We start from the raw sequence: 20,582 nt of genomic DNA, 5'->3' as shown, positions 1-20,582 counted from the left end.
CGTTTTAAACCGGCTTTTCCACTTCCTGATAGGTGACGCCAAGCGACGCCAGCGCCTTCCAATATCCCGGATAGGTCTTGCCCACGCAGGCGGGATTCTGGATGCCGATGCCGCCCGTCTTCAACCCCGCCAGCGCAAAGCTCATGGCGATGCGGTGGTCGTGGAATGTGTCGATGGAAGCGTGAACCGCCTGTCCCGCCAGCGCCGGATCGGCATGAACGATCAAGTCGTCGCCCTCTTCATGCGCAAGACCGTTCCTGATCTGATTAAGACCAAGAGACAGCGCGCGGATACGGTCGCATTCCTTGACGCGCAGATTGGCAATGCCGACGAAGCGCACTGGTGTTCTGTTATAGGCGGCCAGCACCGCGATGGTGGGAATGGCGTCCTGCATCTGGCTGCCGTCGATTTCGGCGGGCAGGTTGGGGAATTGCGCCATGACCGCATGCGCCTTGGCATCCGGCTGGGTGAAAGCTTCGGCTGGCGTTCCGATATCGATCTTGCCGCCGGTCAGCAACTCCGCCCCCCAGAGATAGGTCGCAGCGGATGCGTCGGGCTCGATGTGAAAATCCGTCGCCTTGTAGCCGGTCGGGTATACGCGCCATATGGCATTGCTGACGCGCTCAACCTTGGCGCCGAAGGCTTCCATGGCGGCAACCGTCAGATCGATATATCCTTTCGCGCCGATATCTTCTCCCGCCAGAATGATGTCGAGCGGCTGCGCGCTGCACGGAGCGGCCATCAGAAGCGCCGAGACATATTGGCTGGAAAGATTGCCGTCGATCGTGACACTGTCCCTGGTGAAGCCTCGGCCATTGCCCTTGACCGTGACAGGCGGGCAACCGGTCTCTGCTGCCGCCTCGATCCCCAGGGCTGTCAGTGCGTCCACCAGTGGCTTGATCGGACGCTTGCGCATATGCTCGTCGCCATCGACGACGACCGTGCCGTTTACCGATGCGACCGCCGCTGTCAGGAAGCGCGTCGCCGTGCCGGCATTGCCCAAGAAGAGTGGCTTTTCCGGTGCGGTGAGAATGCCCGAGCTCTCAACGACGAAGCTCGTCGCGTCCGGCTCCGTCACAGTCACACCCATCGCCCGCAAGGCTTCCGCCATGTACAGCGTGTCGTCGCTTTTCAGCGCGCCTGTCAGTCTGCTCGTACCTTTGGCAAGGCCCGCCAGAAGCAGCACACGATTGGTGATGGATTTGGAGCCGGGCGGCTCAACCTTTCCGGAAAGCGGTTGGCCGGGCGGGGTGATGGTCAGTTCGATCATGTCTTTATCGTCTTCTCGCCAGCAGACTGGCTTTCAAGTCTCAGAATTTCACGGTGGGAACGGCGCGATCCGCCTCGTTGGTGATTTCGAAATAGGGCGCTTTCGCAAATCCGAATTGGCCGGCGATCAGGTTGGAGGGAAAGCTTTCCACCTTGACGTTCAGGTCACGCGCAGCACCGTTGTAATAGCGGCGAGACATCTGGATTTCGCTTTCCAGCGTTTCGAGCGAGCGCTGCAATTCGACGAAATTCTGGTTGGCCTTGAGGTCGGGATAGGCTTCTGCCAGAGCGAAGAGCTTTCCGAGAGCCTGACCGAGCAGGCCTTCCGCCTTGGCGCGCCCCTCGACATCCCCCGCTGGCACAGCCTGCGCCTGGTTGCGCAGGGAGACGACCTCTTCAAAGGTGCTTTTCTCGTGGGCGGCATAGCCCTTCACCGTTTCGATGAGATTGGGGATAAGGTCGGCGCGGCGCTTCAACTGCACGTCGATGCCCGACCACGCCTCTTCCTTCATCTGCCGCGCTTTGACGAGGCCGTTATAGGTAAAGACGATATAGAGCGCGACAAGCGCAACGATGGCCAATGCGGTGAACATGCAAGCTTCCCCCTCACGAAATCCGGCGAGCCGCACCCATCAGACGCGCCCCGCTTCACCACCTGACTGTTGAGCGCAAGAAGATGAAGACCGAGATCGATCTTCATCACGCGTCGCGCTTAAAGGCGTCAGGCCGCCTTGTTCCAGTTCAAACCACCGGCATCCGTCATCAGGAAGGCTTCACCGCAGGCCTTTGCCAAGGTGCGTACCCTCAGAATATAGCTCTGACGCTCTGTCACCGAGATTACGCCGCGCGCATCCAAAAGGTTGAAGACGTGCGATGCCTTGATGCACTGATCATAGGCGGGAAACACACATTTGTGCAGCATCTGGTTGGCGTTGTCGCCGGGTGCACCGGCAGCCAGAAGCGCCTGACACTCCTTCTCGGCATCGATGAAATGGCGATGCAGCATGGCCGTGTCGGCATATTCGAAATTGTGGCGGGAATATTCCTGCTCAGCCTGTAGGAAGACGTCGCCGTAGGAAATCTTTTCCTCGCCTTCGCGGCCATTGAAGTTCAGGTCGTAGACATTGTCGACGCCCTGGACATACATGGCGAGGCGCTCGAGGCCATAGGTCAACTCACCCGCAACCGGCGAGCATTCAATGCCGCAGACCTGCTGGAAGTAAGTGAACTGCGACACTTCCATGCCGTCGCACCAGCATTCCCAGCCAAGACCCCAGGCACCCAGCGTCGGGCTTTCCCAGTCGTCCTCGACGAAGCGCACGTCATGCAGAAGCGGGTCAAGACCGATCGCCTTCAGCGAGCCGAGGTAAAGCTCCTGGAGGTTGGAAGGGTTCGGCTTGAGAATGACCTGATATTGATAGTAATGCTGCAAGCGGTTGGGGTTCTCGCCATAGCGTCCATCAGACGGACGGCGGGATGGCTGCACATAAGCCGCTTTCCATGGCCTCGGACCAAGCGCACGCAGTGTCGTTGCCGGATGAAACGTACCCGCGCCCACTTCCATATCGTAAGGCTGCAACACGGCGCAGCCCTTGTCCGCCCAGTAGTTATGCAGCGTCAGGATCAGCGCCTGAAAGGAACGCTTGGGGTTCATATGGTCTGGAACGTCGGTCATTGCGGTCATCTTGGGTCAAGAGAGGATAAGTAAGCACTTACTTCGATTGCGGACAGGTGCCATGGCAAGGGTTGCGGGTCAAGAACTTCCGTCACGCTGTAGCGGTAGAGCAGAGTACCGTCTCGCGACGCTCGTTCCGATATTTACATTGTGCATCTGTCGCAAATTTTGCTAGCAGAGGCCAACCGAAAAATCCGAACCCGAATATCTCTGACACCGGAAAACCAATATGCCCGATCTTCTGCTTGAACTCCGCTCCGAGGAAATCCCTGCCCGTATGCAGCGGAAAGCGGCTGGCGATCTGAAGAAGCTCGTCACCGATGCGCTGGTGGAAGCGGGCCTGACCTATGAGGGTGCACGCGAATACTGGACGCCGCGCCGCCTGACGCTGGATATCCGTGGTCTGACCGCACGCTCTGTCGATGTGCGCGAGGAGAAGAAGGGACCGCGCACCGACGCCAATGAAAAGGCGATCGAAGGCTTTCTGCGTGGCGCGGGCCTGAGCGATATTTCTGAGGCGCAGGTCGTCTCCGATCCGAAGAAGGGCGACTTCTATGTCGCGATCATCAACAAGCCGGGTCGCGCCGCCGAAGAGATCATCGCCGATGTGATGCCGGGTATTATCCGCACCTTCCCCTGGCCGAAATCCATGCGCTCCGGTGCTGCGTCCATGCCCAAGGGTTCGCGCTATGGCGGCATCGAAGGCAAGGGTTCGGAAAGCCTTCGCTGGGTGCGCCCGCTGCAATCCATCGTCTGCCTGTTCGGACCAGAACATGATGAGACGCAGATTATTGCCTTCGAGATCGATGGCATCGTCGCCGGTAATGTTACCTATGGCCATCGCTTCCACGCGCCGGACGCCATCACCGTGCGCCGCTTCGATGATTATGTCGCGAGCCTCGAAAAGGCGAAGGTCATTCTCGATGCGGAACGCCGCAAGGATATCATCCTGCATGATGCAAAAGACCTGGCTTTCGCCAACGGTCTCGACCTCGTGGAAGACGAAGGCCTGCTGGAAGAGGTCTCCGGTCTGGTCGAATGGCCGCAGGTGTTGATCGGCACCTTCGAAGAAGACTATCTGCAGATTCCGGCCGAGATCATCCGTCTGACGATCAAGACCAACCAGAAATGCTTCGTCACCCGTCCGCAAGGCGCCGAAGAAGGCCTGTCGAACCGCTTCATTCTGGTGTCCAACATCCAGGCGAGCGATGGCGGCAAGGAAATCGTTCACGGCAACGGCAAGGTCGTGCGTGCACGCCTGTCGGACGCCAAGCACTTCTGGACGCGCGATCAGGGCGATCTGCCGGACCTCGAAACCTTGACGGACTCCGCGAAGAAATTCGACCTCGATCTTAACAAACCGCTCGACCAGCGCATGGCAAAGCTCGACGCACTGAACGTCACTTTCCATGCCAAGATCGGCACGCAGGGCGAGCGCGTCACGCGTATCCGCGAACTGGCAAAGCAACTCGCGCCCGTCATCGGCGCCGATGCCGCCCTTGTCGACCGCGCCGTGGTTTTGGCGAAGGCCGATCTGCGCACCGAAGCCGTTGGCGAGTTCCCGGAACTGCAGGGTCTGATGGGACGCAAATATGCGCTCTTGCAGGGCGAAAACGAAAGCGTCGCTGCGGCAATCGAGGATCATTACAAGCCGCAAGGCCCGTCCGATCGCGTGCCGTCCGACAAGGTGGCAATCACCGTGGCGCTGGCTGACAAGCTGGATACACTTGCTGGCTTCTGGGCGATCGATGAAAAGCCAACCGGCTCCAAGGACCCGTTTGCGCTACGTCGCGCCGCTCTCGGCGTCGTGCGCATTATACTGGAGCGCAGCGTTCGATTGCCGCTATTGACGGTCGTCAAGGACGCCGATCTTCTCTCCTTCTTCCATGATCGTCTGAAGGTATATCTGCGCGATCTTGGCGCCCGCTACGATCTGATCGAAGCGGTGCTGACGCCGGACTCCGATGACCTGTTGATGGTGGCCCGCCGTGTGGAGGCTCTGACCGCCTTCATCACCGGTGAGGATGGCAAGAACCTGCTGGCCGGTACCAAGCGCGCGACGCAACTTCTGGCCGCCGAAGAAAAGAAGGGCACCGTTGTTGCCGATGGCGTAGCGGACGACCTCCTCAAAATCGATGCCGAGAAGGCCCTTCATGCCGCGATCAAGACGGCTTCTGCCGATGCGGCCAAGGCTGTTGCGGCGGAAGACTTCCGCTCTGCCATGCAGGCGTTGTCTACGCTGCGTGCGCCCGTCGACACTTTCTTCAACGACGTTCTCGTCAATGACGAAGACGCTGCCATCCGTGCCAACCGTCTGGCACTGCTGAAAGCGATCCGCGAAGCCACCGGTACAGTCGCGGATTTCTCCAAGATCACGGGATAAGAAGGTTCAGCGCTGATGACGTCCAACATCCTCATCAGCGCCTGTCTTCTCGGCCATGCCGTCCGATATGACGGCAAGGGCAAGCCGCTTCATCACCCGGCCATCGAGCGATGGCAGGGTGAGGGCCGTCTCGTGACGATCTGTCCGGAGATGGCTGGCGGCATGCCCGTTCCACGCCCTCCTGCGGAAATCGAAAACGGCGCGTCCGGATTGGATGTCCTGGAGGGCAGGGCGCGCGTGCTGGAGATCACCGGTGCGGATGTAACGGACGAGTTTATTGCTGGGGCAAACAAGGCTCTCGCCTTCGCGACACAGCACGGCTGCGCCTATGCCCTGCTGATTGATGGAAGCCCGTCCTGCGGCTCGATCGCCATCTATGACGGGACGTTTTCAGGCGTCAAACATGCGGGGCATGGCGTGACGGCGGCCCTGCTGTCACGAGCGGGGATCAAGGTATTCTCGCATACGGACATCGACCGTCTCGACACCATCACCCAATAAAAAACGCCGGAGAAGTCTCCCCGGCGTCCTTCAAATCAACTGTATTTATCGCGATCAGCTTGCCATGCGCATCTGGCGCGCCATGCCGTGTAACGAGCCGGACTGATGCTGGGATACGCGGAAAGTACGGATCAGCGTCAGCAATTCCTCGGTATCATGCGCCAATGCCTCGGCAGACGCCGTCGTCTCTTCGGCCATGGCGGCGTTGTGCTGCGTGGCAGCGTCCAGCTGGTTGAGCGACGAAGAGATGGAGCGCAGCGTCGTGTCCTGTTCGGCAGCAGAATGCGCAATCTTGCTGACGATGTCGCTCGCCGACTTGATCTGATCGGAGATCCGCTTCAACGCGTTGCCAGCTTCGCCGACAAGATGAACACCGTTTTTCACCTGGTTTGAAGAACGGGCGATCTGATCCTTGATCTCCTTTGCGGCGGCGGCGGATTTCTGTGCCAGCTCGCGCACTTCCTGCGCAACCACAGCAAAGCCCTTGCCTGCCTCGCCAGCACGCGCCGCTTCGACCCCTGCGTTCAGTGCGAGCAGGTTTGTCTGGAAGGCGATATCGTCGATGACGCCGATGATTTTGGATATCTCGTTGGCCGACTGTTCGATGCCGCTCATCGCGCCAATCGCCTGCTCGACAATGGTGTCGCTATGGTTTGCATCGCTGCTGATGGAGGTGACGCGTTTTGCCGCCTCGCTGGCACCATCGGAGGTCTGACGCACGGCCACCGTCAACTCGTCCAGAGCCGCGGATGTTTCCTCGAGATTTGCGGCCTGCCGTTCGGTGCGCTGCGACAGTTCGTTGGAGGCCTTGCGAATTTCTTCCTTCGAGCCGCCAATATCGATGCTCTTGGCATTGACCTTCGCCATCGCCGCATCGAGATGTGAAATCGCCTCGTTGAAGTTGGCACGCAGATCTGCATAGCGTGCGCCGAGATCGCCACAGCGAACCGTCAGGTCACCCGCAGCCAGCTTTTCCAGGGCCTCGCCGATGGTGGAGACCACGCGGGCCTGAAGCTCTGCTTCGTCGCGCTGCATGTCGATATTGGTCTGGCGTTCGGCATCGAGCTGCGACTGCTGCTCTTCCTGGCGCCTTTGCATCGCGTGACGTTCGCGGATCTTCTGCTGAAGAGACTCGATCGCCTTCGCCATCATGCCGACTTCGTTCTTCATTTCAGTATGAGGAATGGCGATCGACACGTTCTCATTGGCAACGTCTCCCAGGGCGCGATGGATTTTCGCGAGCGGACCGGTAATGCCTTTGATGACGTAGAAGGCGAGAGCAATACCAAGCAGGAACACGACGAGCCCAAGCGAAACAGCTTTGATGACCGTCGAACGAACCTGCGCCTGAAGATCGTCGACGTAAACGCCGGTGACGACAACGACCTGCCAGGGTTCGAAGGCCATGGCATAGGAACTCTTCAGAAAGGTATCGCCTTCCTGGCCGGGTTTTGGACCGTAGAAGCTTGTCTCACCGCCGCCTGCACGGCCAAGTCGCACCAGTTCGTCGCGATAGTTGAAGCCTTGAGAATCCGGCTTGCCCTTGAAGCTTTGACCGACACGCTTCGCATCCGGATGGAAGAGCATCTTCACATCGTAGTCATAGCCGAACATGTAGCCGTCCGGCACGAACTTCATCGATGTCACGATGGCGAAAGCCTGGCGTTGTGCCTCTTCGCGGCTCAACGTCCCTGCTTTTTCCTTGTCATAGTAGGATTGCAGGATCGAAATCGAAGACTGAACCTGGGTCCTCAGCATATTGTAACGCTCTTCATAGATGGCGTTGACCGATGACTTGATCTGAAAATAGGTCGCCAGTGTAAACGCCGCCATCAGTGCGATGACAAGCAGGATCAACTGGCGTGAGATTGGGAGGTTCTTCATCGACGCTCTCGAAATGAAGGGCGGCCCCTTCAAGGCGCCCTAAGACTTAATCTTCGTCATATGGAAGCACGCAATCCAAGTTCGCGGCTTCTTATATAAAAGAAGTCTCACAAACAGCTTTAGAATTGATAAATGTTCAAATATATGCGTTGGAAAAACAGTTTTTCGGGAGCTCAGACGTCAACTATATCTGTTGATGCCACAACCGTGAGCCGCGACCACGATGGTTGACCCTGTCGCGATTAATGAGAGGGACGTATCGACATCAAAGTGATGCTATCCAGTCCATCGGCACCTGCCAAGACAGGCTGGTCGTGCTGGGTGAGCACGGGACTGCCCTCGAGCGCGGTCTGATGTTCCACCGGGGTAGGCGAGTGCTCGGCAACTACCGCTTGGGAATGGTCTTGAGGCAGCCATAGAGGATTGCTGCTGACGAAGGTTACGGGCGAGCCGCCGAGCCACGCTTCGGTCCGAACCGTCTCCTTGCGGCCATCAATGTCACGCGTCGATATGTTTTGCGTTCCGCGCTCCAAAACAGCCTTCGTGAGCGCCTTGCTCGCCACGGGGGCGGAAGAGCATGCGTCGCAGGTAATGATCAGCACGCTTCCATTCGATGTCTTGCCGCCATGCAGAACCTCGATTGAGGATGCCATCGCCGTGCCGCCGATGAACATCATGCCCGCCGTCAAAACAATTCTAAACATACGCAACCCCGTAGCCCGCGGTCTGATCGCCGCTTTAAACAACCGCGATCCTACGAAGTCTTCCTTTCCATCCGGTCAGGATATTTGGTAAAAATTGAACGAAAGGCCGATTTCTACCGCGCCTCACGCGCCACAGCCTGCCAACCGATATCGCGGCGGCAGAAGCCGTTTTCCCATTTGACCGCATCGACCAGCTCATAGGCGCGTGCCTGCGCTTCGCTGACCGTGCTCCCGAAGGCCGTGACGTTGAGCACGCGCCCGCCGGTGGCGACGAGTTGTCCGTCCTTGAGGGCGGTGCCGGCATGAAACACCTTGGCGTCCTCGCTCTCCTGCGGGATGAAGGCGATGGGCGTGTTCTTGTCGTATGCTGCAGGATAGCCTTTGGAGGCGAGAACCACGGTCAAGGCGGGGTCGTCGCGCCATTCGGCCGTGACCTGATCAAGTGTACCAGTGGCGGTTGCGTAGAGGATTGGAAGAAGGTCGCTCTTGAGGCGCATCATCAGCACCTGGCATTCCGGATCGCCGAAGCGCACATTGTATTCGATGAGTTCCGGGCCCTTCTTGGTTATCATCAGGCCTGCGAAGAAAACGCCTGAGAACGGATTGCCGTCCTTTGCCATGCCCTCGATCGTCGGCTGTATGATCTCGCGCATCGTGCGCTGAACCATCTCGTCGGTCATCACCGGGGCAGGGGAGTAAGCGCCCATTCCACCCGTGTTGGGTCCGGTATCGCCGTCGCCGACGCGCTTGTGGTCCTGTGCGGTTGCCAGTGCCAGCGCCGTCTTGCCGTCGGACAGGCAGAAGAAGCTTGCCTCTTCGCCGTCCAGAAAAGCTTCGACCACCACTTCCGCACCGGCAGCGCCGAAGGCGCCGTCGAAGCAATCGTCGACGGCGGCGAGCGCTTCCGCTTCGGTCATTGCGACGGTCACGCCTTTGCCTGCAGCGAGCCCGTCGGCCTTGATGACGATCGGCGCGCCCTGCTCGCGAATATAGGCCTTTGCCGGCTCGGCGGATTTGAAGCGCTGATAGGCGCCGGTGGGGATGTCGTAGCGCGCACAGAGATCCTTGGTGAAGCCTTTAGAGCCCTCCAACTGTGCCGCATCTTTCGACGGACCGAAGGTGGCAAAGCCTGCCGCGCGAAGATCGTCCGCCAGACCGGCAACCAGCGGTGCTTCGGGGCCGACGACCACGAAGTCGATGGACTGTTTGCGGCAGAAGGCCACCACTGCAGCGTGGTCTTCGACGTTCAGCGACACAAGTTCCGCATGTTCGGCAATGCCGGGATTGCCGGGGGCGGCAAAGAGCTTGGTCAGTTGAGGGGACTGGGCAATTTTCCATGCCAGCGCATGCTCGCGTCCACCGGAACCGATCAACAGAACTTTCATGCTCGACACCCCTGTTTCCAATTTCTTGCGGCGTTAAGGGCAGGGGGGCGAAAGGTCAAGGCAAAAGGCAGTCCGAGGCCGCCGCTTTTCTGTGGAATCGCCTTGTCTCTGTGTTGTCATGCCACAATCAGCCTCTATGTTCGGGCAGCTTTCAAGAACAGGTCAGAGACCCTTATGTCCGCAGACAATGCCCGCCTTCCGTCCCTTATTGCCTCCGAAATCAACGCCCGCGCCGAGCAGGTGAAGGCGGCGATCCAGCTTCTGGATGAGGGGGCAACCGTTCCGTTCATTGCGCGCTATCGTAAGGAGGTGACCGGCGGTCTGGACGATACGCAACTGCGAACTCTCGCCGAGCGGCTGTCCTATCTGCGGGAACTGAATGCCCGCCGCACATCGATCGTCGAATCCATCAATGGTCAAGGCAAGATGACCGATGAGTTGATGCTGAAGATCATGCAGGCGGTGACCAAGGCGGAACTGGAAGATCTTTATCTCCCCTACAAGCCGAAGCGCCGCACGAGAGCGGAAATTGCTCGCGAACGTGGCCTCGGTCCTCTGGCAGAAGCGATCTGGGACACCCGTGCAGCCGATCCGGCAAAGCTTGCGGAAGCCTATGTGAAGGGCGAAATCCTCGATGTGAAGGCGGCACTTGAGGGTGCGCGCGATATCGTCGCCGAAACCATGACAGAAAATGCAGACCTCCTGAAGCGTCTGCGCGACTATATGCGCCAGAACGCCATGCTCCGCGCCAAGGTGGTGGATGGCAAGCAGGCAGCAGGCGAAAAGTTTTCGGATTACTTCGACCACACGGAAAAATGGGCGACGGTGCCTGGCCACCGGGCGCTTGCCATGCTGCGCGGCTGGAACGAGGAAGTTCTGACCCTGACGATCGATGTGGATGCTGACGATCCGTCGCCGGTAAAGCCTGCACAGCGCACCATCGCCGCTGCTTTCGACATCCGCAATACCGGTCCCGCCGACCAGTGGCTGACAGAGGTGGCGGGCTGGACCTGGCGCGTCAAGCTCTCCATGTCGCTGTCGCTCGACCTGATGCGCGAGTTGCGCGAGCGGGCGGAAGAAGAGGCGATCCATGTCTTTGCGCGCAATCTGAAAGACCTGCTGCTCGCAGCACCCGCTGGCTCGCGCCCGACAATGGGTCTCGACCCCGGTATTCGCACAGGCGTCAAGGTTGCCATCGTGGATGGCACCGGCAAGCTGCTGGAAACCACGACGGTCTATCCGTTTCCGCCGAAGAACGATATTCGCGGCACGCAGGCCGAGCTGGCCTCGCTCATCCGCAAGCACGGCGTCGAACTGATCGCCATCGGCAACGGCACCGGTAGCCGCGAAACCGAAAAGCTGGTGACCGACATGCTGACCCACATCAATGGGCCAAAGCCCACGAAGGTCATCGTCTCGGAAGCTGGAGCTTCGGTTTACTCCGCGTCTGAGCGCGCTGCGGCTGAATTTCCCAATCTCGATGTTTCGCTACGCGGTGCCGTTTCGATTGCCCGTCGTCTGCAGGATCCACTTGCCGAACTCGTGAAGATCGAGCCGAAGTCCATCGGCGTCGGGCAGTATCAGCACGATGTCGATCAGGGCAAGCTGTCCCGCTCTCTCGATGCGGTGGTGGAAGATGCGGTGAACGCCGTCGGTGTCGATCTCAATACGGCATCCGCACCGCTGCTCGCGCGGGTCTCTGGTCTTGGAACCTCGATTGCCGATGCCATCGTGCTGCATCGGGATCAGGTCGGGCCATTCGCCAGCCGCAAGGAGTTGTTGAAGGTGCCGCGTCTTGGCCAGCGCACCTTCGAGCAATGCGCCGGCTTCCTGCGCATACCAAATGGCAAGGAGCCGCTCGATTCATCCTCCGTCCACCCGGAAGCCTATGATGTGGCAAAGAAGATCGTCGCCGCCTGTGGGCGCGACCTCAGAACCGTCATGGGTGACAGCGCCACTTTGAAGGCGCTCGACCCCAAGCGTTTCATCGATGATCGCTTCGGCCTGCCGACCGTCAAGGACATCATCGCCGAGCTGGAAAAGCCTGGCCGCGATCCACGCCCGAGCTTCAAGACCGCGACCTTTGCGGACGGTGTGGATGAAATCACCGACCTTAAGCCCGGCATGCTGCTGGAAGGCACTGTCACCAACGTGGCTGCCTTTGGCGCCTTCGTCGATATCGGCGTTCACCAGGATGGCCTGGTGCATGTCAGCCAGTTGGCGGATCGTTTCATCAAGGATCCGCATGAGGTGGTGAAGGCCGGAGACGTCGTCAAAGTTCGCGTGGTTGAAGTCGATGTAAAGCGCAAGCGGATCGGTCTCACGATGCGAAAGGACGGTGGCGAGGCAGCGCCTCAGCCGATGCGCGAAAAGGGCAATGCCAACGCCATGCGCCACGCCAGCGCAAAGCCGAAAGACCGTGCGGAGCCTGCGCAATCCGGAGGCGCGTTGGCAGCGGCTTTGGCGGAGGCCATGAAGCGCCGCTGATTTACATAAAATGGCTCTTACTTACTGCGCAAGGGCCGTTTTGTTCCACGAAATCAATCAGTATTTTTGAAACTACCCCGTCTTGCAACTCTGTAAGAAAGAGATACGGTAACAGGGACTTGATAAGTGAGACTTAGCTTATTGGGGGTAATATGGCCTCGTCTCTGCATGCCCTGCTTGATAAAATCGTCAAGACCGGAAACCTGATCGTCACGGGTCCAAGCGGTCTTCAGTCCTTCGGAGACGGACGCGGCAAGCGCGTCGCACTGAGCTTCAGTGATGAGCAGGCGATGGACGAAATCGCCGCCGACCCGGCACTGAAGCTTGCCGAAATGTACATGGAAGGCCGAATGTCGGTCGTCGAAGGCGACATCTACGACTTCCTGGCCTTGGTCAAAAGCAATACGCTCTCTGAAGCCTTGACCTTCGGCATGGTCTGGCGCGGCATGGCGCGCATCATCGCCTCGCGCATCAAGATGCATCTGCCCGTCAATCACAACAAGCAGAACGTCGCGCACCATTATGATTTAAGCGCCAAGCTCTTTGATCTTTTTCTCGATCAGGACTGGCAATATTCCTGCGCCTATTTCAATCCTCCAGGCATTTCCCTGGATGAGGCGCAGGTGGCGAAGAAGCGCCACATCGTCGCCAAGCTGATGCCCGAGCCGGGGCAACGCGTGCTTGAGATCGGCTCCGGCTGGGGCGGCATGGCCATGTATCTGGCTGAAAGCTCCGGCGTGGATGTCACCGGCGTTACGCTCAGCGAGGAGCAACTCCGCGTCTCGCGGGATCGGGCGCAAAAAAGGGGTTTGACGGACATCATCCGCTTCGAGCTACAGGATTACCGCTACCTTCCGCCGGACAAGAAGTATGATCGTATCGTCTCTGTGGGCATGTTCGAACATGTTGGACCGACGCATTACAGGGAGTACTTCCAGAAGGCAGCGGAAGTGTTGGAGGATGACGGCGTCATGCTGTTGCACTCCATCGGCCAACCCTATCCGGCACTTGCCACGAACCCGTTCATCGAAAAATATATTTTCCCGGGCGGCTATATTCCCTCACTGGCCGAGGTTCTGCCAGCCATCGAAAAGACGGGGCTGCTTGTAAAGGACATCGAAATTCTGCCCATGCATTACGCGCATACGCTGCGCCACTGGCGCGAGCGTTTTGTGGCAAGGAAGGCAGAAGCTGTGGCGCTTTACGATGATCGCTTCTTCCGCATGTGGGAATTCTATCTGGCTGGCTCGGAAATGGCCTTCACCCATGAGAACTTCCACATCTTCCAGATTCAGCTTGCCAAGCGCGGTGGGGTGGTGCCCGATAATCGTGATTACATCGCCCGCAACGAGGCAAGATTGATGGAGTTCGAGAAGACGCGGGAACCCCTGGAAAAGGTGGTTCTTTGAGCGGCGCTTTTGCTGCCTCAACGAACATAAGGACAGACCCTAACAAAAGCTGAATCCAGCTACCGCCCCGCCAGCCAATGCGGTAGAAGTCCAGCATGGTTCATAACAGCGATCTTTCCGGCCGCGTTTCGGACGCGCCATCCAACAATTGGGTCTATCGGATCTTGCCGAGAGGCCTTTGGCCCTATGCGCAGCTTGCCCGGTGGGATCGGCCCATCGGCTGGCAGCTTCTGATGTGGCCGTGCTTCTGGTCGGCGGCGGTTGCCGCCAATGCGGCGCAGCAACTCGGTACCTTTTCCTGGTCCACCTTGCTCTTCCACCTCTTCCTGTTTTTCGCCGGCTCGGTCGCCATGCGCGGTGCGGGCTGCACCTACAATGATCTGGTCGATCACAAGATCGATATGGCGGTGGCACGCACCCGGTCGAGGCCGCTGCCCTCCGGCCGCGTCACACGCATGCAGGCTAAAATCTTCATCGTGGCGCAAGCGCTCGCGGGCTTGGTGGTGCTGCTGTGCTTCAACAGCTTCGCCATCCTGCTCGGCCTGTCATCGCTGATTTTCGTGGCGATCTATCCCTTCGCCAAGCGCTTCACCAACTGGCCGCAGTTTTTCTTGGGGCTTGCCTTTTCCTGGGGCGCACTGATGGGCTGGGCCGCTCAGTTCGGATCACTGAGTGTCGCTCCCATGCTGATTTACGGTGCGGCTATTGTCTGGACGGTCGGATATGACACGATCTACGCGCATATGGACAAGGATGACGACGTGGCCGTCGGCATCGGTTCGACTGCCCTTCTGTTCGGAGATAGGACACATGGCTGGCTGGTGGCCCTTTATGGCACAGCCGCGGTGTTTCTCTTCCTTGCATTCGCAATCGCGAATATTAACCCGCTCGGATATGCAGGTCTGATCGTCGCCACCGCGATGCTTTTTTATCAGATAAAGGCTCTGGACATCGGCAATGTTGAGAAGTGCCTTGCACTCTTCAAATCCAACAACCGCGTCGGCCTGTTGATTTTCGCAGGCTTGATGTTGCGGCTCATTTTTGGATAACGAAAAGCCCGGACGCGGGGCGCGCGTGCCGGGCTCAGTTCGTCCGCATTCGAAACGTCGGCTGAACGACGGCGTCAAGAGGATCAGTTGCGGGCGATGATTTCCTTGCCTTCGATCCGCATCGTCAGACCGAGCGAGCCGGTGCTGCGGCGCACGAGGAAGCGAGGACGGCGATCGGCGAAGTAGGAATGGCGGCGACGCGGGCGCGTCGATTTCGTCCGGACGTGGCCGATATGCTCTTCGAGAGGGCGGGCGACGCCGTCGGCTTCCACCATCAGCATGGGAATGTTGTACTTTTCCGACCAGCTGCGCCAATCGGCTGCGATGTCGCACAGGTCATGCGCCACCAAGAGCGGGATGCAGAGATCCGGATCGTCGTGATGAAGTTCAAGCGTCACCGTCACGCCGCCATTGCCATGGTCGATGGCGCGGGCTGCAACACCCTTGAATGCCCGTGCAGGCAGGGCGAAGGACAGCGGCAGACCGCTGGAATGAAGAACCTTGCGCAGAACGGCACCGCGCTCGTCAAGCGTGATATCGACATCTGACGAACCATTGCTGTTGCCATAGGTCAGCTGCTGCGGGAACCGCGTCGGATCGAGCCGGAGAGTTGCGCCTGCCCATTCGGGCTTCAGAACGGTGTTGTTCATATCATGCTATCCTTGTTTTACCTGAGAGCCGTTTCATGGCCTCGTCCGGGACTTTTCGTCCTCTGATAGGTGGAAGATAGCCAGCGCATCTTCGAAACAGCTTAAAAATCGAGGTTAAGAAAACTTTGCATTCCCAAATGGTTAGCAAAACCCAGCCGCTTAAGGTTTCAGATTCCTGAATTGGGACGGTGGCGCGTCGTTCGGCCCACAGGTGGCACGGCTCGACGAAGTCTTGAGAAAAACGCCAGGGATCGGCCTGAGCGCATGTCTTGACAAGCACTTCAACAGGTGTGAGGGAGAGCGGCAATAGCCAATGCGGCGAGAGCCAAAAATGAGCGTGGACGACCGCTCTACAGCATCGAAACACGATGCTGAGATGGAACGCGGTAGAGTGCTCGTGCGCCCGGAGAGGCGCTTTGTGATTTAAGAGGCAACAACCTTGCCGGGGTTCATGATGCCTGCCGGATCGAAGGCTGTCTTGATACGACGCATCAGGTCCATCTCGATTGCCGGGCGGATGGCTGCCAGCTCGTCCCGCTTCAACTGCCCAATGCCGTGTTCCGCGGAGATGGACCCACCGAAGGACAGCACGATACCGTGGACGATCTCGTTGATCTCTTTCCACTGGGCAAGAAAGGCGTTCTTGTCGGCACCAACCGGCTGGGAGATATTGTAATGGATGTTGCCATCGCCCAGGTGCCCGAAGGCGCAGATGCGGGCGCCGGGGATGGCAGTCATGACGGCTCTTTCCGCTTCGTCCATGAAGGCCGGAACATGGGAAACCGGAACGGACACATCATGCTTGATGGAACCTCCTTCCGGTTTCTGCGCATCCGACATGCTTTCGCGCATATGCCACAGCGCCTGACGCTGGGCCTCCGAGGACGCGATCACGGCATCCTGGACAATCCCCGCTTCAAAACCCTGTTCCAGCAGCGTTTCCACCATGGTCTGCGCAGTGTCAGCCGAGTCGGAGCTGGAGATATCGATCAGCGCATACCACGCATGCGGCGTTTCGAGAGGGTCGCGCACGCCGGGAATATGTTTCGCAGTAAATTCGACGCCGATCCGCGGCATGAGTTCGAAGCCGGTCAGCGCCGAGCCACAAAGAGTGGATGCGCGCTCGAAGAGTTTCAGCGCATCCGCCGGAGAATTGAGACCGGCGAACGCCACCTGATGGCCAAGCGGTTTTGGGAAGAGCTTCAGGACCGCGCCGGTGATGATGCCGAGCGTTCCCTCTGAGCCGATGAAGAGATCACGCAGATCGTAACCCGTATTGTCCTTCTTCAACCGGCGCAGGCCGTTCCATATATCGCCGGTGGGCAGAACGACTTCCAGGCCAAGGCAAAGCTGGCGCATATTGCCATAGGCGAGCACCGCCGTACCGCCGGCATTGGTGGCGAGATTGCCGCCGATGCGGCACGAACCTTGCGAGCCGAGTGAAAGCGGGAACATCCGATCGACCTTCTCCGCCGCCTTGTGGACCTCGTCCAGAATGCAGCCTCCATCGACGACAATCACATTGGCGACGGGGTCGATATCGCGAACCTTGTTCATCCGTTCCAGCGACAGGATCACGTCACTTCCGCCATTGCGTGGCGTCTGCCCGCCAACAAGGCCGGTATTACCGGTCTGCGGCACAATCGCTGTGCCCGTTTCGCTTGCGAGTTTCATGATCGCGGCAACCTCTTCCGTCGTCGATGGACGTAACAGAAGCGGCGAATTCCCATGGTAAAGACCGCGGTTCTCGACGAGATGCGGTGCAAGATCGGAAGCGTCCCGCAGCGCGTTTTTCTCGCCGACGATGGCGGCAAAGCGCGAGAGCAGTTCATCGGACAGGGCTGTTGGCGTCATGAGAATTCCTCCAGTATCGTGTCAGGCAAGGTCAGGATCGCGGCGCAGCCGCGCGCTCCAACCTGTCATTGATGGCTTCGCCAAGGCCCCTATTGGGAATAGACGCCACCGCAATGGTGGTGGCACCGCTCGCATCGGCACGTTTCAGATGGTCGAAAAGATTGGCCGCAGCTTCTGCAAGATCACCGCTTGGGCTGAGATCGAGCACGGCAACCGCATCGGCTTCTCCCGTTAGCGGCTTGCCGCCGAAGCGGATCAGAGCTTCGCCTTCCTGAACCGAAGTCGCATTCAGACGCACCGCTGCACCCGGTGCATAATGTGAGGCCAGCATGCCAGGCGCTTCTATCGCCGCAGAGGCGGTTACCGGTCTGACGATCTCGACCCCCGCCACGCGTTCAATCTCATCCGCCACCAAGCCGCCGGGCCGCAGGAGGCGGACGCAGCCGTCGCTCTCGACCTTGATGATGGTGGATTCGACGCCGACGGGTGCTGAGCCGCCATCCAGAATAAGCTCTATCTTTTGACCCAGGTCCGCCTCGACATGGGCCGCACTTGTCGAGCTGATCTTGCCGGAGCTGTTGGCGCTGGGGGCTGCAAGCGGCCGACCGAGCCTCTCGATCAGCGCACTGGCAAAGCCTTTGGGAATACGAATGCCGACGGTGTCGAGACCGGCTGTCGCCAGGGAATGGATCGGGCTCTCTTGTCTCAGGGGCAATATCAGCGTGAGGGGTCCCGGCCAGAAAGCATCCGCCAGTTTGCGTGAGATCGGATCGAAGATCGCGTGTTGCTCCGCCATCGCCATGTTTGCCATATGGCAGATCAGCGGGTTGAACTGCGGACGCCCCTTGGTCTCGTATATCCGGGTGATGGCTGCGGGATTGGTCGCGTCTGCTGCAAGGCCGTAGACGGTCTCCGTCGGTATGGCGACAGGGAAACCTGCCTCGATGACACGGACCGCTTCATCCAATGCCTCTTCCGGCTGCTGCTCGATATGGATTTGTCGCGCCATCTCTGAAGGCCCTTTCCTTGGGAAAGGCTCTTAAAGCATGTCGCGTGAAAGTGTGAAGCGGTTTTGCGATAGTGACAGGCGAAAACGATAAAGATTATAGCGCAAATGGCGAGTTCGAACGATCGGACAAGGGCCTCACAATGCACGGATGATTTTGCGCAACTCCTCCGAACGCGTGCCCAATATCAATACGTTCTTCAAGGCTTCTTTCGGGTCCTGTGTCTGGAACAGCAGGCCGCCGCGATGAATGGATGTGTCGATCGCCACGGACTTGCCGCCACTTTGCGGCTGCATCGCGACGGCGAAATACATCCGCGACCGGGTCTGGTCGATCTTTTCGAAGAAATGCTCGTCGCCGCACAGTTCCGCAAAGAAATTGGCGAGGTAAAAGGACCATAGGACCGGTCTGCTTTTGTCGAAACGGGTGGTGGAGGCCGTCACATGGCAGTAGCCGAGATGAGGAGTGCTGTCGATCAGCTTGTGAGAGACCATATTGGGGAAACGGATGCTGGGGTGGAAGCCGTTCAGTCGTGAATGCGTCTTGGAGCCGGCATCCTGCAAGCGGCGAGCGGTGATCTCCGCGACCTGTTCGTGGCTAAGATATCGCTTGCCGCCTTGCGGCAACGTCTCTTCAAAGCGACCGATGCGCCCGGTGCGCAAAAAATCGGAATGCGCGGTTTTCGACCTTGTCGGGGGGGCGACCTTGCCGGACTTTGTGTCTACGTAGCGGATACGAGTTTCCTTCTCCACAGCCATATCCTCTTTGAAAGATATACGCTTTTTAGCCGACTAGAGTTAATATCGCGTTTCCGGTCTGTCGGTGGCGTGTGTTGCAGCGCGCTGGAAGCCGAAGTCTTATTGCGACGACCAATCGTTTGAATTACCCTCTAAGCCACTGTTTTAAATTCAAAAAAAATAAAGCAGTACTTTTGCGGACGATGTCGCAATTTGTCGCCAATGCGGGACAGAATGTCGCGCAATGTGGTGCTGGAAAAAGGCGTCAATGATTAGATCAAATCACACCATGCGGCCGGGATTGTTGGGCGGCTGCAGTATTACTCGAGGACATGGCCATGGAACTGCGTGAAACCGTATTGCGCCAATTGAAGAATCGCCGCGAAGGCTTCAGCCTTGAGCAGCCATTTTATACCGATCAGGATTACTTCCAGCTCGACATGGAAACCATCTGGTATCGCGATTGGCTGTTCGTCGGTCACGACTGTGAAGTGCCGAAGTCCGGCATGTATTTCACCGTTCAGGTCGGCAATTATGCTGTCGTGATCGTTCGCGGCAAGGATGGCACGATCCGCGCATTCCACAATTCCTGCCGTCACCGCGGTTCACGCGTCTGCACCAGCCAGAAAGGCCAGTCGGCCCGTCTCGTCTGTCCTTACCACCAGTGGACCTACGATCTGGATGGCAAGCTCCTTTTTGCCCGCCACATGGGCGAAGACTTCAACAAGGAAAACTTTGGGCTGAAGCCGGTCGCCTGCGAAACGGTTGCCGGTTATGTCTTCATCTGCCTTGCAGAGCAGCCTATGGATTTCGCGCCGGTTCGTGCGGAAGTCGAAGCCTATATGAAGCCGCACCGGGTGTGGGAAGCCAAGGTGGCGCATGAAAGCACCATCATCGAAAAGGGTAACTGGAAGCTCGTCTGGGAAAACAACCGCGAATGCTACCATTGCGCGGCCAACCACCCCGAGCTTTGCCGCACCTATCCGGAAAACCCGAGCGTGACGGGCACCGATGGCGGCGCAAGCGACCCTGAAATCGGCGGCCACTGGGCGCGCTGCGAAGCGGCAGGTCTGCCAAGCCGTTTCAAGATCGACCCCAAGGGTCAGTTCCGCGTGGCGCGCATGCCGCTGATTGGTGAAGCGGAAAGCTACACCATGTCCGGCAAGCCTGCGGTTCGTCGCCCGCTGTCTGACGATGTCACCATCAGCCATATCGGCGCGCTGCTGCTCTTCCATTACCCGACGACTTGGAACCACTTCCTCGGCGACCACATGATTTCCTTCCGCGTGCTGCCGCTTGGCCCACAGGAAACCATGGTCACGACCAAGTGGCTTGTTCACAAGGATGCCGTGGAAGGCGTGGACTACAATCTCGAAGACCTGACGCATGTCTGGAACGAGACCAACGATCAGGATCGCCAGATCGTCGAGGAAAACGCCTTCGGCATTCGCTCGCCCGCCTATGAGCCAGGTCCTTACTCCATGGAGGACGAAGGCGGCGTCATGCAGTTCGTCAACTGGTATGCAGACTTCATGATCGACCGGCTGTCCGGCGACAAGAAGAAGCTTTCCGCAGTGGCTTGATGCAG

16 protein-coding genes are annotated in these 20,582 nt (G+C 58.7%); 6 read left to right on the top strand and 10 right to left on the bottom strand.

What is annotated here, in order from left to right; genetic code table 11:
* Positions 1-4 precede the first annotated feature (4 nt).
* The 3 genes from ACTJK5_RS09000 to ACTJK5_RS08990 form a co-directional block, all read right to left on the bottom strand.
* On the bottom strand, positions 5-1,270 hold the full coding sequence (locus ACTJK5_RS09000) for a 3-phosphoshikimate 1-carboxyvinyltransferase (RefSeq protein WP_440612207.1): 1,266 nt from the start codon (positions 1,268-1,270) through the stop codon (positions 5-7).
* A 40-nt stretch (positions 1,271-1,310) separates the two neighbouring features.
* Positions 1,311-1,862, bottom strand: a complete 552-nt coding sequence (locus ACTJK5_RS08995) for a LemA family protein (protein WP_312807264.1) — start codon at positions 1,860-1,862, stop codon at positions 1,311-1,313.
* A gap of 128 nt (positions 1,863-1,990) precedes the next feature.
* A complete protein-coding gene (locus ACTJK5_RS08990; protein WP_162741795.1) occupies positions 1,991-2,953 on the bottom strand; it encodes a glycine--tRNA ligase subunit alpha in 963 nt (320 codons plus the stop codon).
* Positions 2,954-3,173: 220 nt separating this feature from the next.
* Here ACTJK5_RS08990 and glyS point away from each other — a divergent pair, with 220 nt between their 5' ends.
* Complete coding sequence (gene glyS / locus ACTJK5_RS08985; protein WP_440612206.1) at positions 3,174-5,327, top strand: glycine--tRNA ligase subunit beta; 2,154 nt, start codon at positions 3,174-3,176, stop codon at positions 5,325-5,327.
* A gap of 15 nt (positions 5,328-5,342) precedes the next feature.
* Positions 5,343-5,828 carry a DUF523 domain-containing protein gene (locus tag ACTJK5_RS08980; RefSeq protein ID WP_440612205.1) on the top strand — a complete coding sequence of 162 codons (486 nt, stop codon included), beginning with the start codon at positions 5,343-5,345 and terminating at the stop codon, positions 5,826-5,828.
* A gap of 54 nt (positions 5,829-5,882) precedes the next feature.
* On the opposite strand, the gene ACTJK5_RS08975 is transcribed toward ACTJK5_RS08980, so the two are convergent.
* The 3 genes from ACTJK5_RS08975 to purD form a co-directional block, all read right to left on the bottom strand.
* Entirely contained in the window at positions 5,883-7,712 is a 1,830-nt protein-coding gene (locus ACTJK5_RS08975; protein WP_112957121.1) for a methyl-accepting chemotaxis protein, read from the bottom strand.
* A 242-nt stretch (positions 7,713-7,954) separates the two neighbouring features.
* Positions 7,955-8,416, bottom strand: a complete 462-nt coding sequence (locus tag ACTJK5_RS08970; RefSeq protein ID WP_153312287.1) for a plant virulence effector HPE1-like domain-containing protein — start codon at positions 8,414-8,416, stop codon at positions 7,955-7,957.
* 113 nt (positions 8,417-8,529) lie between these two features.
* Positions 8,530-9,801, bottom strand: coding sequence for a phosphoribosylamine--glycine ligase (gene purD / locus ACTJK5_RS08965; protein WP_440612204.1), 1,272 nt, complete (start codon positions 9,799-9,801; stop codon positions 8,530-8,532).
* Between the two features lie 174 nt (positions 9,802-9,975).
* Here purD and ACTJK5_RS08960 point away from each other — a divergent pair, with 174 nt between their 5' ends.
* The 3 genes from ACTJK5_RS08960 to ubiA all read left to right on the top strand — a co-directional run bounded on the left by ACTJK5_RS08960 (position 9,976) and on the right by ubiA (position 14,746).
* Positions 9,976-12,288: a Tex family protein gene (locus ACTJK5_RS08960; RefSeq protein WP_113259998.1), complete on the top strand. Its 2,313-nt coding sequence runs from the start codon at positions 9,976-9,978 to the stop codon at positions 12,286-12,288.
* A gap of 152 nt (positions 12,289-12,440) precedes the next feature.
* On the top strand, positions 12,441-13,697 hold the full coding sequence (locus tag ACTJK5_RS08955; RefSeq protein ID WP_440612203.1) for a class I SAM-dependent methyltransferase: 1,257 nt from the start codon (positions 12,441-12,443) through the stop codon (positions 13,695-13,697).
* A gap of 95 nt (positions 13,698-13,792) precedes the next feature.
* Positions 13,793-14,746 carry a 4-hydroxybenzoate octaprenyltransferase gene (gene ubiA / locus ACTJK5_RS08950; protein WP_440612202.1) on the top strand — a complete coding sequence of 318 codons (954 nt, stop codon included), beginning with the start codon at positions 13,793-13,795 and terminating at the stop codon, positions 14,744-14,746.
* Positions 14,747-14,829: 83 nt separating this feature from the next.
* Here ubiA and ACTJK5_RS08945 read toward each other — a convergent pair whose 3' ends face one another.
* From ACTJK5_RS08945 to ACTJK5_RS08930, 4 genes are all read right to left on the bottom strand, one after another.
* Positions 14,830-15,396, bottom strand: coding sequence for a DUF6101 family protein (locus ACTJK5_RS08945; RefSeq protein WP_440612201.1), 567 nt, complete (start codon positions 15,394-15,396; stop codon positions 14,830-14,832).
* 423 nt (positions 15,397-15,819) lie between these two features.
* On the bottom strand, positions 15,820-17,250 hold the full coding sequence (locus tag ACTJK5_RS08940; protein ID WP_440612200.1) for an FAD-binding oxidoreductase: 1,431 nt from the start codon (positions 17,248-17,250) through the stop codon (positions 15,820-15,822).
* Between the two features lie 31 nt (positions 17,251-17,281).
* On the bottom strand, positions 17,282-18,259 hold the full coding sequence (locus tag ACTJK5_RS08935) for an L-threonylcarbamoyladenylate synthase (RefSeq protein WP_440612199.1): 978 nt from the start codon (positions 18,257-18,259) through the stop codon (positions 17,282-17,284).
* A gap of 135 nt (positions 18,260-18,394) precedes the next feature.
* A complete protein-coding gene (locus tag ACTJK5_RS08930) occupies positions 18,395-19,009 on the bottom strand; it encodes a DUF6656 family protein (RefSeq protein ID WP_440612198.1) in 615 nt (204 codons plus the stop codon).
* 323 nt (positions 19,010-19,332) lie between these two features.
* On the opposite strand from ACTJK5_RS08930, the gene ACTJK5_RS08925 reads away from it, so the two are divergent.
* The gene (locus ACTJK5_RS08925) at positions 19,333-20,577 is read left to right on the top strand and encodes an aromatic ring-hydroxylating oxygenase subunit alpha (RefSeq protein ID WP_062425925.1); all 1,245 of its coding nucleotides are present in this window, start codon (positions 19,333-19,335) and stop codon (positions 20,575-20,577) included.
* The last annotated feature ends 5 nt before the right edge of the window (positions 20,578-20,582 follow it).

This window comes from Agrobacterium sp. 22094 (genome assembly GCF_052046015.1).
Lineage (GTDB): Bacteria > Pseudomonadota > Alphaproteobacteria > Rhizobiales > Rhizobiaceae > Agrobacterium > Agrobacterium cavarae.
The sequence above is the reverse complement of the archived record's forward strand: the minus strand, read 5'-3'. Positions and strand labels throughout refer to the sequence as shown.

Excerpts from the sequence above, each read along its gene's own strand:
- ACTJK5_RS08935 (WP_440612199.1), bottom strand. The coding sequence starts at position 18,259 with ATGGCGCGACAAATCCATATCGAGCAGCAGCCGGAAGAGGCATTGGAT.
- ACTJK5_RS08970 (WP_153312287.1), bottom strand. The coding sequence starts at position 8,416 with ATGTTTAGAATTGTTTTGACGGCGGGCATGATGTTCATCGGCGGCACG.
- purD (WP_440612204.1), bottom strand. The coding sequence starts at position 9,801 with ATGAAAGTTCTGTTGATCGGTTCCGGTGGACGCGAGCATGCGCTGGCA.
- ACTJK5_RS08995 (WP_312807264.1), bottom strand. The coding sequence starts at position 1,862 with ATGTTCACCGCATTGGCCATCGTTGCGCTTGTCGCGCTCTATATCGTC.
- ACTJK5_RS08975 (WP_112957121.1), bottom strand. The coding sequence starts at position 7,712 with ATGAAGAACCTCCCAATCTCACGCCAGTTGATCCTGCTTGTCATCGCA.
- ACTJK5_RS08980 (WP_440612205.1), top strand. The coding sequence starts at position 5,343 with ATGACGTCCAACATCCTCATCAGCGCCTGTCTTCTCGGCCATGCCGTC.
- glyS (WP_440612206.1), top strand. The coding sequence starts at position 3,174 with ATGCCCGATCTTCTGCTTGAACTCCGCTCCGAGGAAATCCCTGCCCGT.
- ACTJK5_RS08955 (WP_440612203.1), top strand. The coding sequence starts at position 12,441 with ATGGCCTCGTCTCTGCATGCCCTGCTTGATAAAATCGTCAAGACCGGA.
- ACTJK5_RS09000 (WP_440612207.1), bottom strand. The coding sequence starts at position 1,270 with ATGATCGAACTGACCATCACCCCGCCCGGCCAACCGCTTTCCGGAAAG.
- ACTJK5_RS08945 (WP_440612201.1), bottom strand. The coding sequence starts at position 15,396 with ATGAACAACACCGTTCTGAAGCCCGAATGGGCAGGCGCAACTCTCCGG.
- ubiA (WP_440612202.1), top strand. The coding sequence starts at position 13,793 with ATGGTTCATAACAGCGATCTTTCCGGCCGCGTTTCGGACGCGCCATCC.
- ACTJK5_RS08990 (WP_162741795.1), bottom strand. The coding sequence starts at position 2,953 with ATGACCGCAATGACCGACGTTCCAGACCATATGAACCCCAAGCGTTCC.
- ACTJK5_RS08940 (WP_440612200.1), bottom strand. The coding sequence starts at position 17,250 with ATGACGCCAACAGCCCTGTCCGATGAACTGCTCTCGCGCTTTGCCGCC.
- ACTJK5_RS08925 (WP_062425925.1), top strand. The coding sequence starts at position 19,333 with ATGGAACTGCGTGAAACCGTATTGCGCCAATTGAAGAATCGCCGCGAA.
- ACTJK5_RS08960 (WP_113259998.1), top strand. The coding sequence starts at position 9,976 with ATGTCCGCAGACAATGCCCGCCTTCCGTCCCTTATTGCCTCCGAAATC.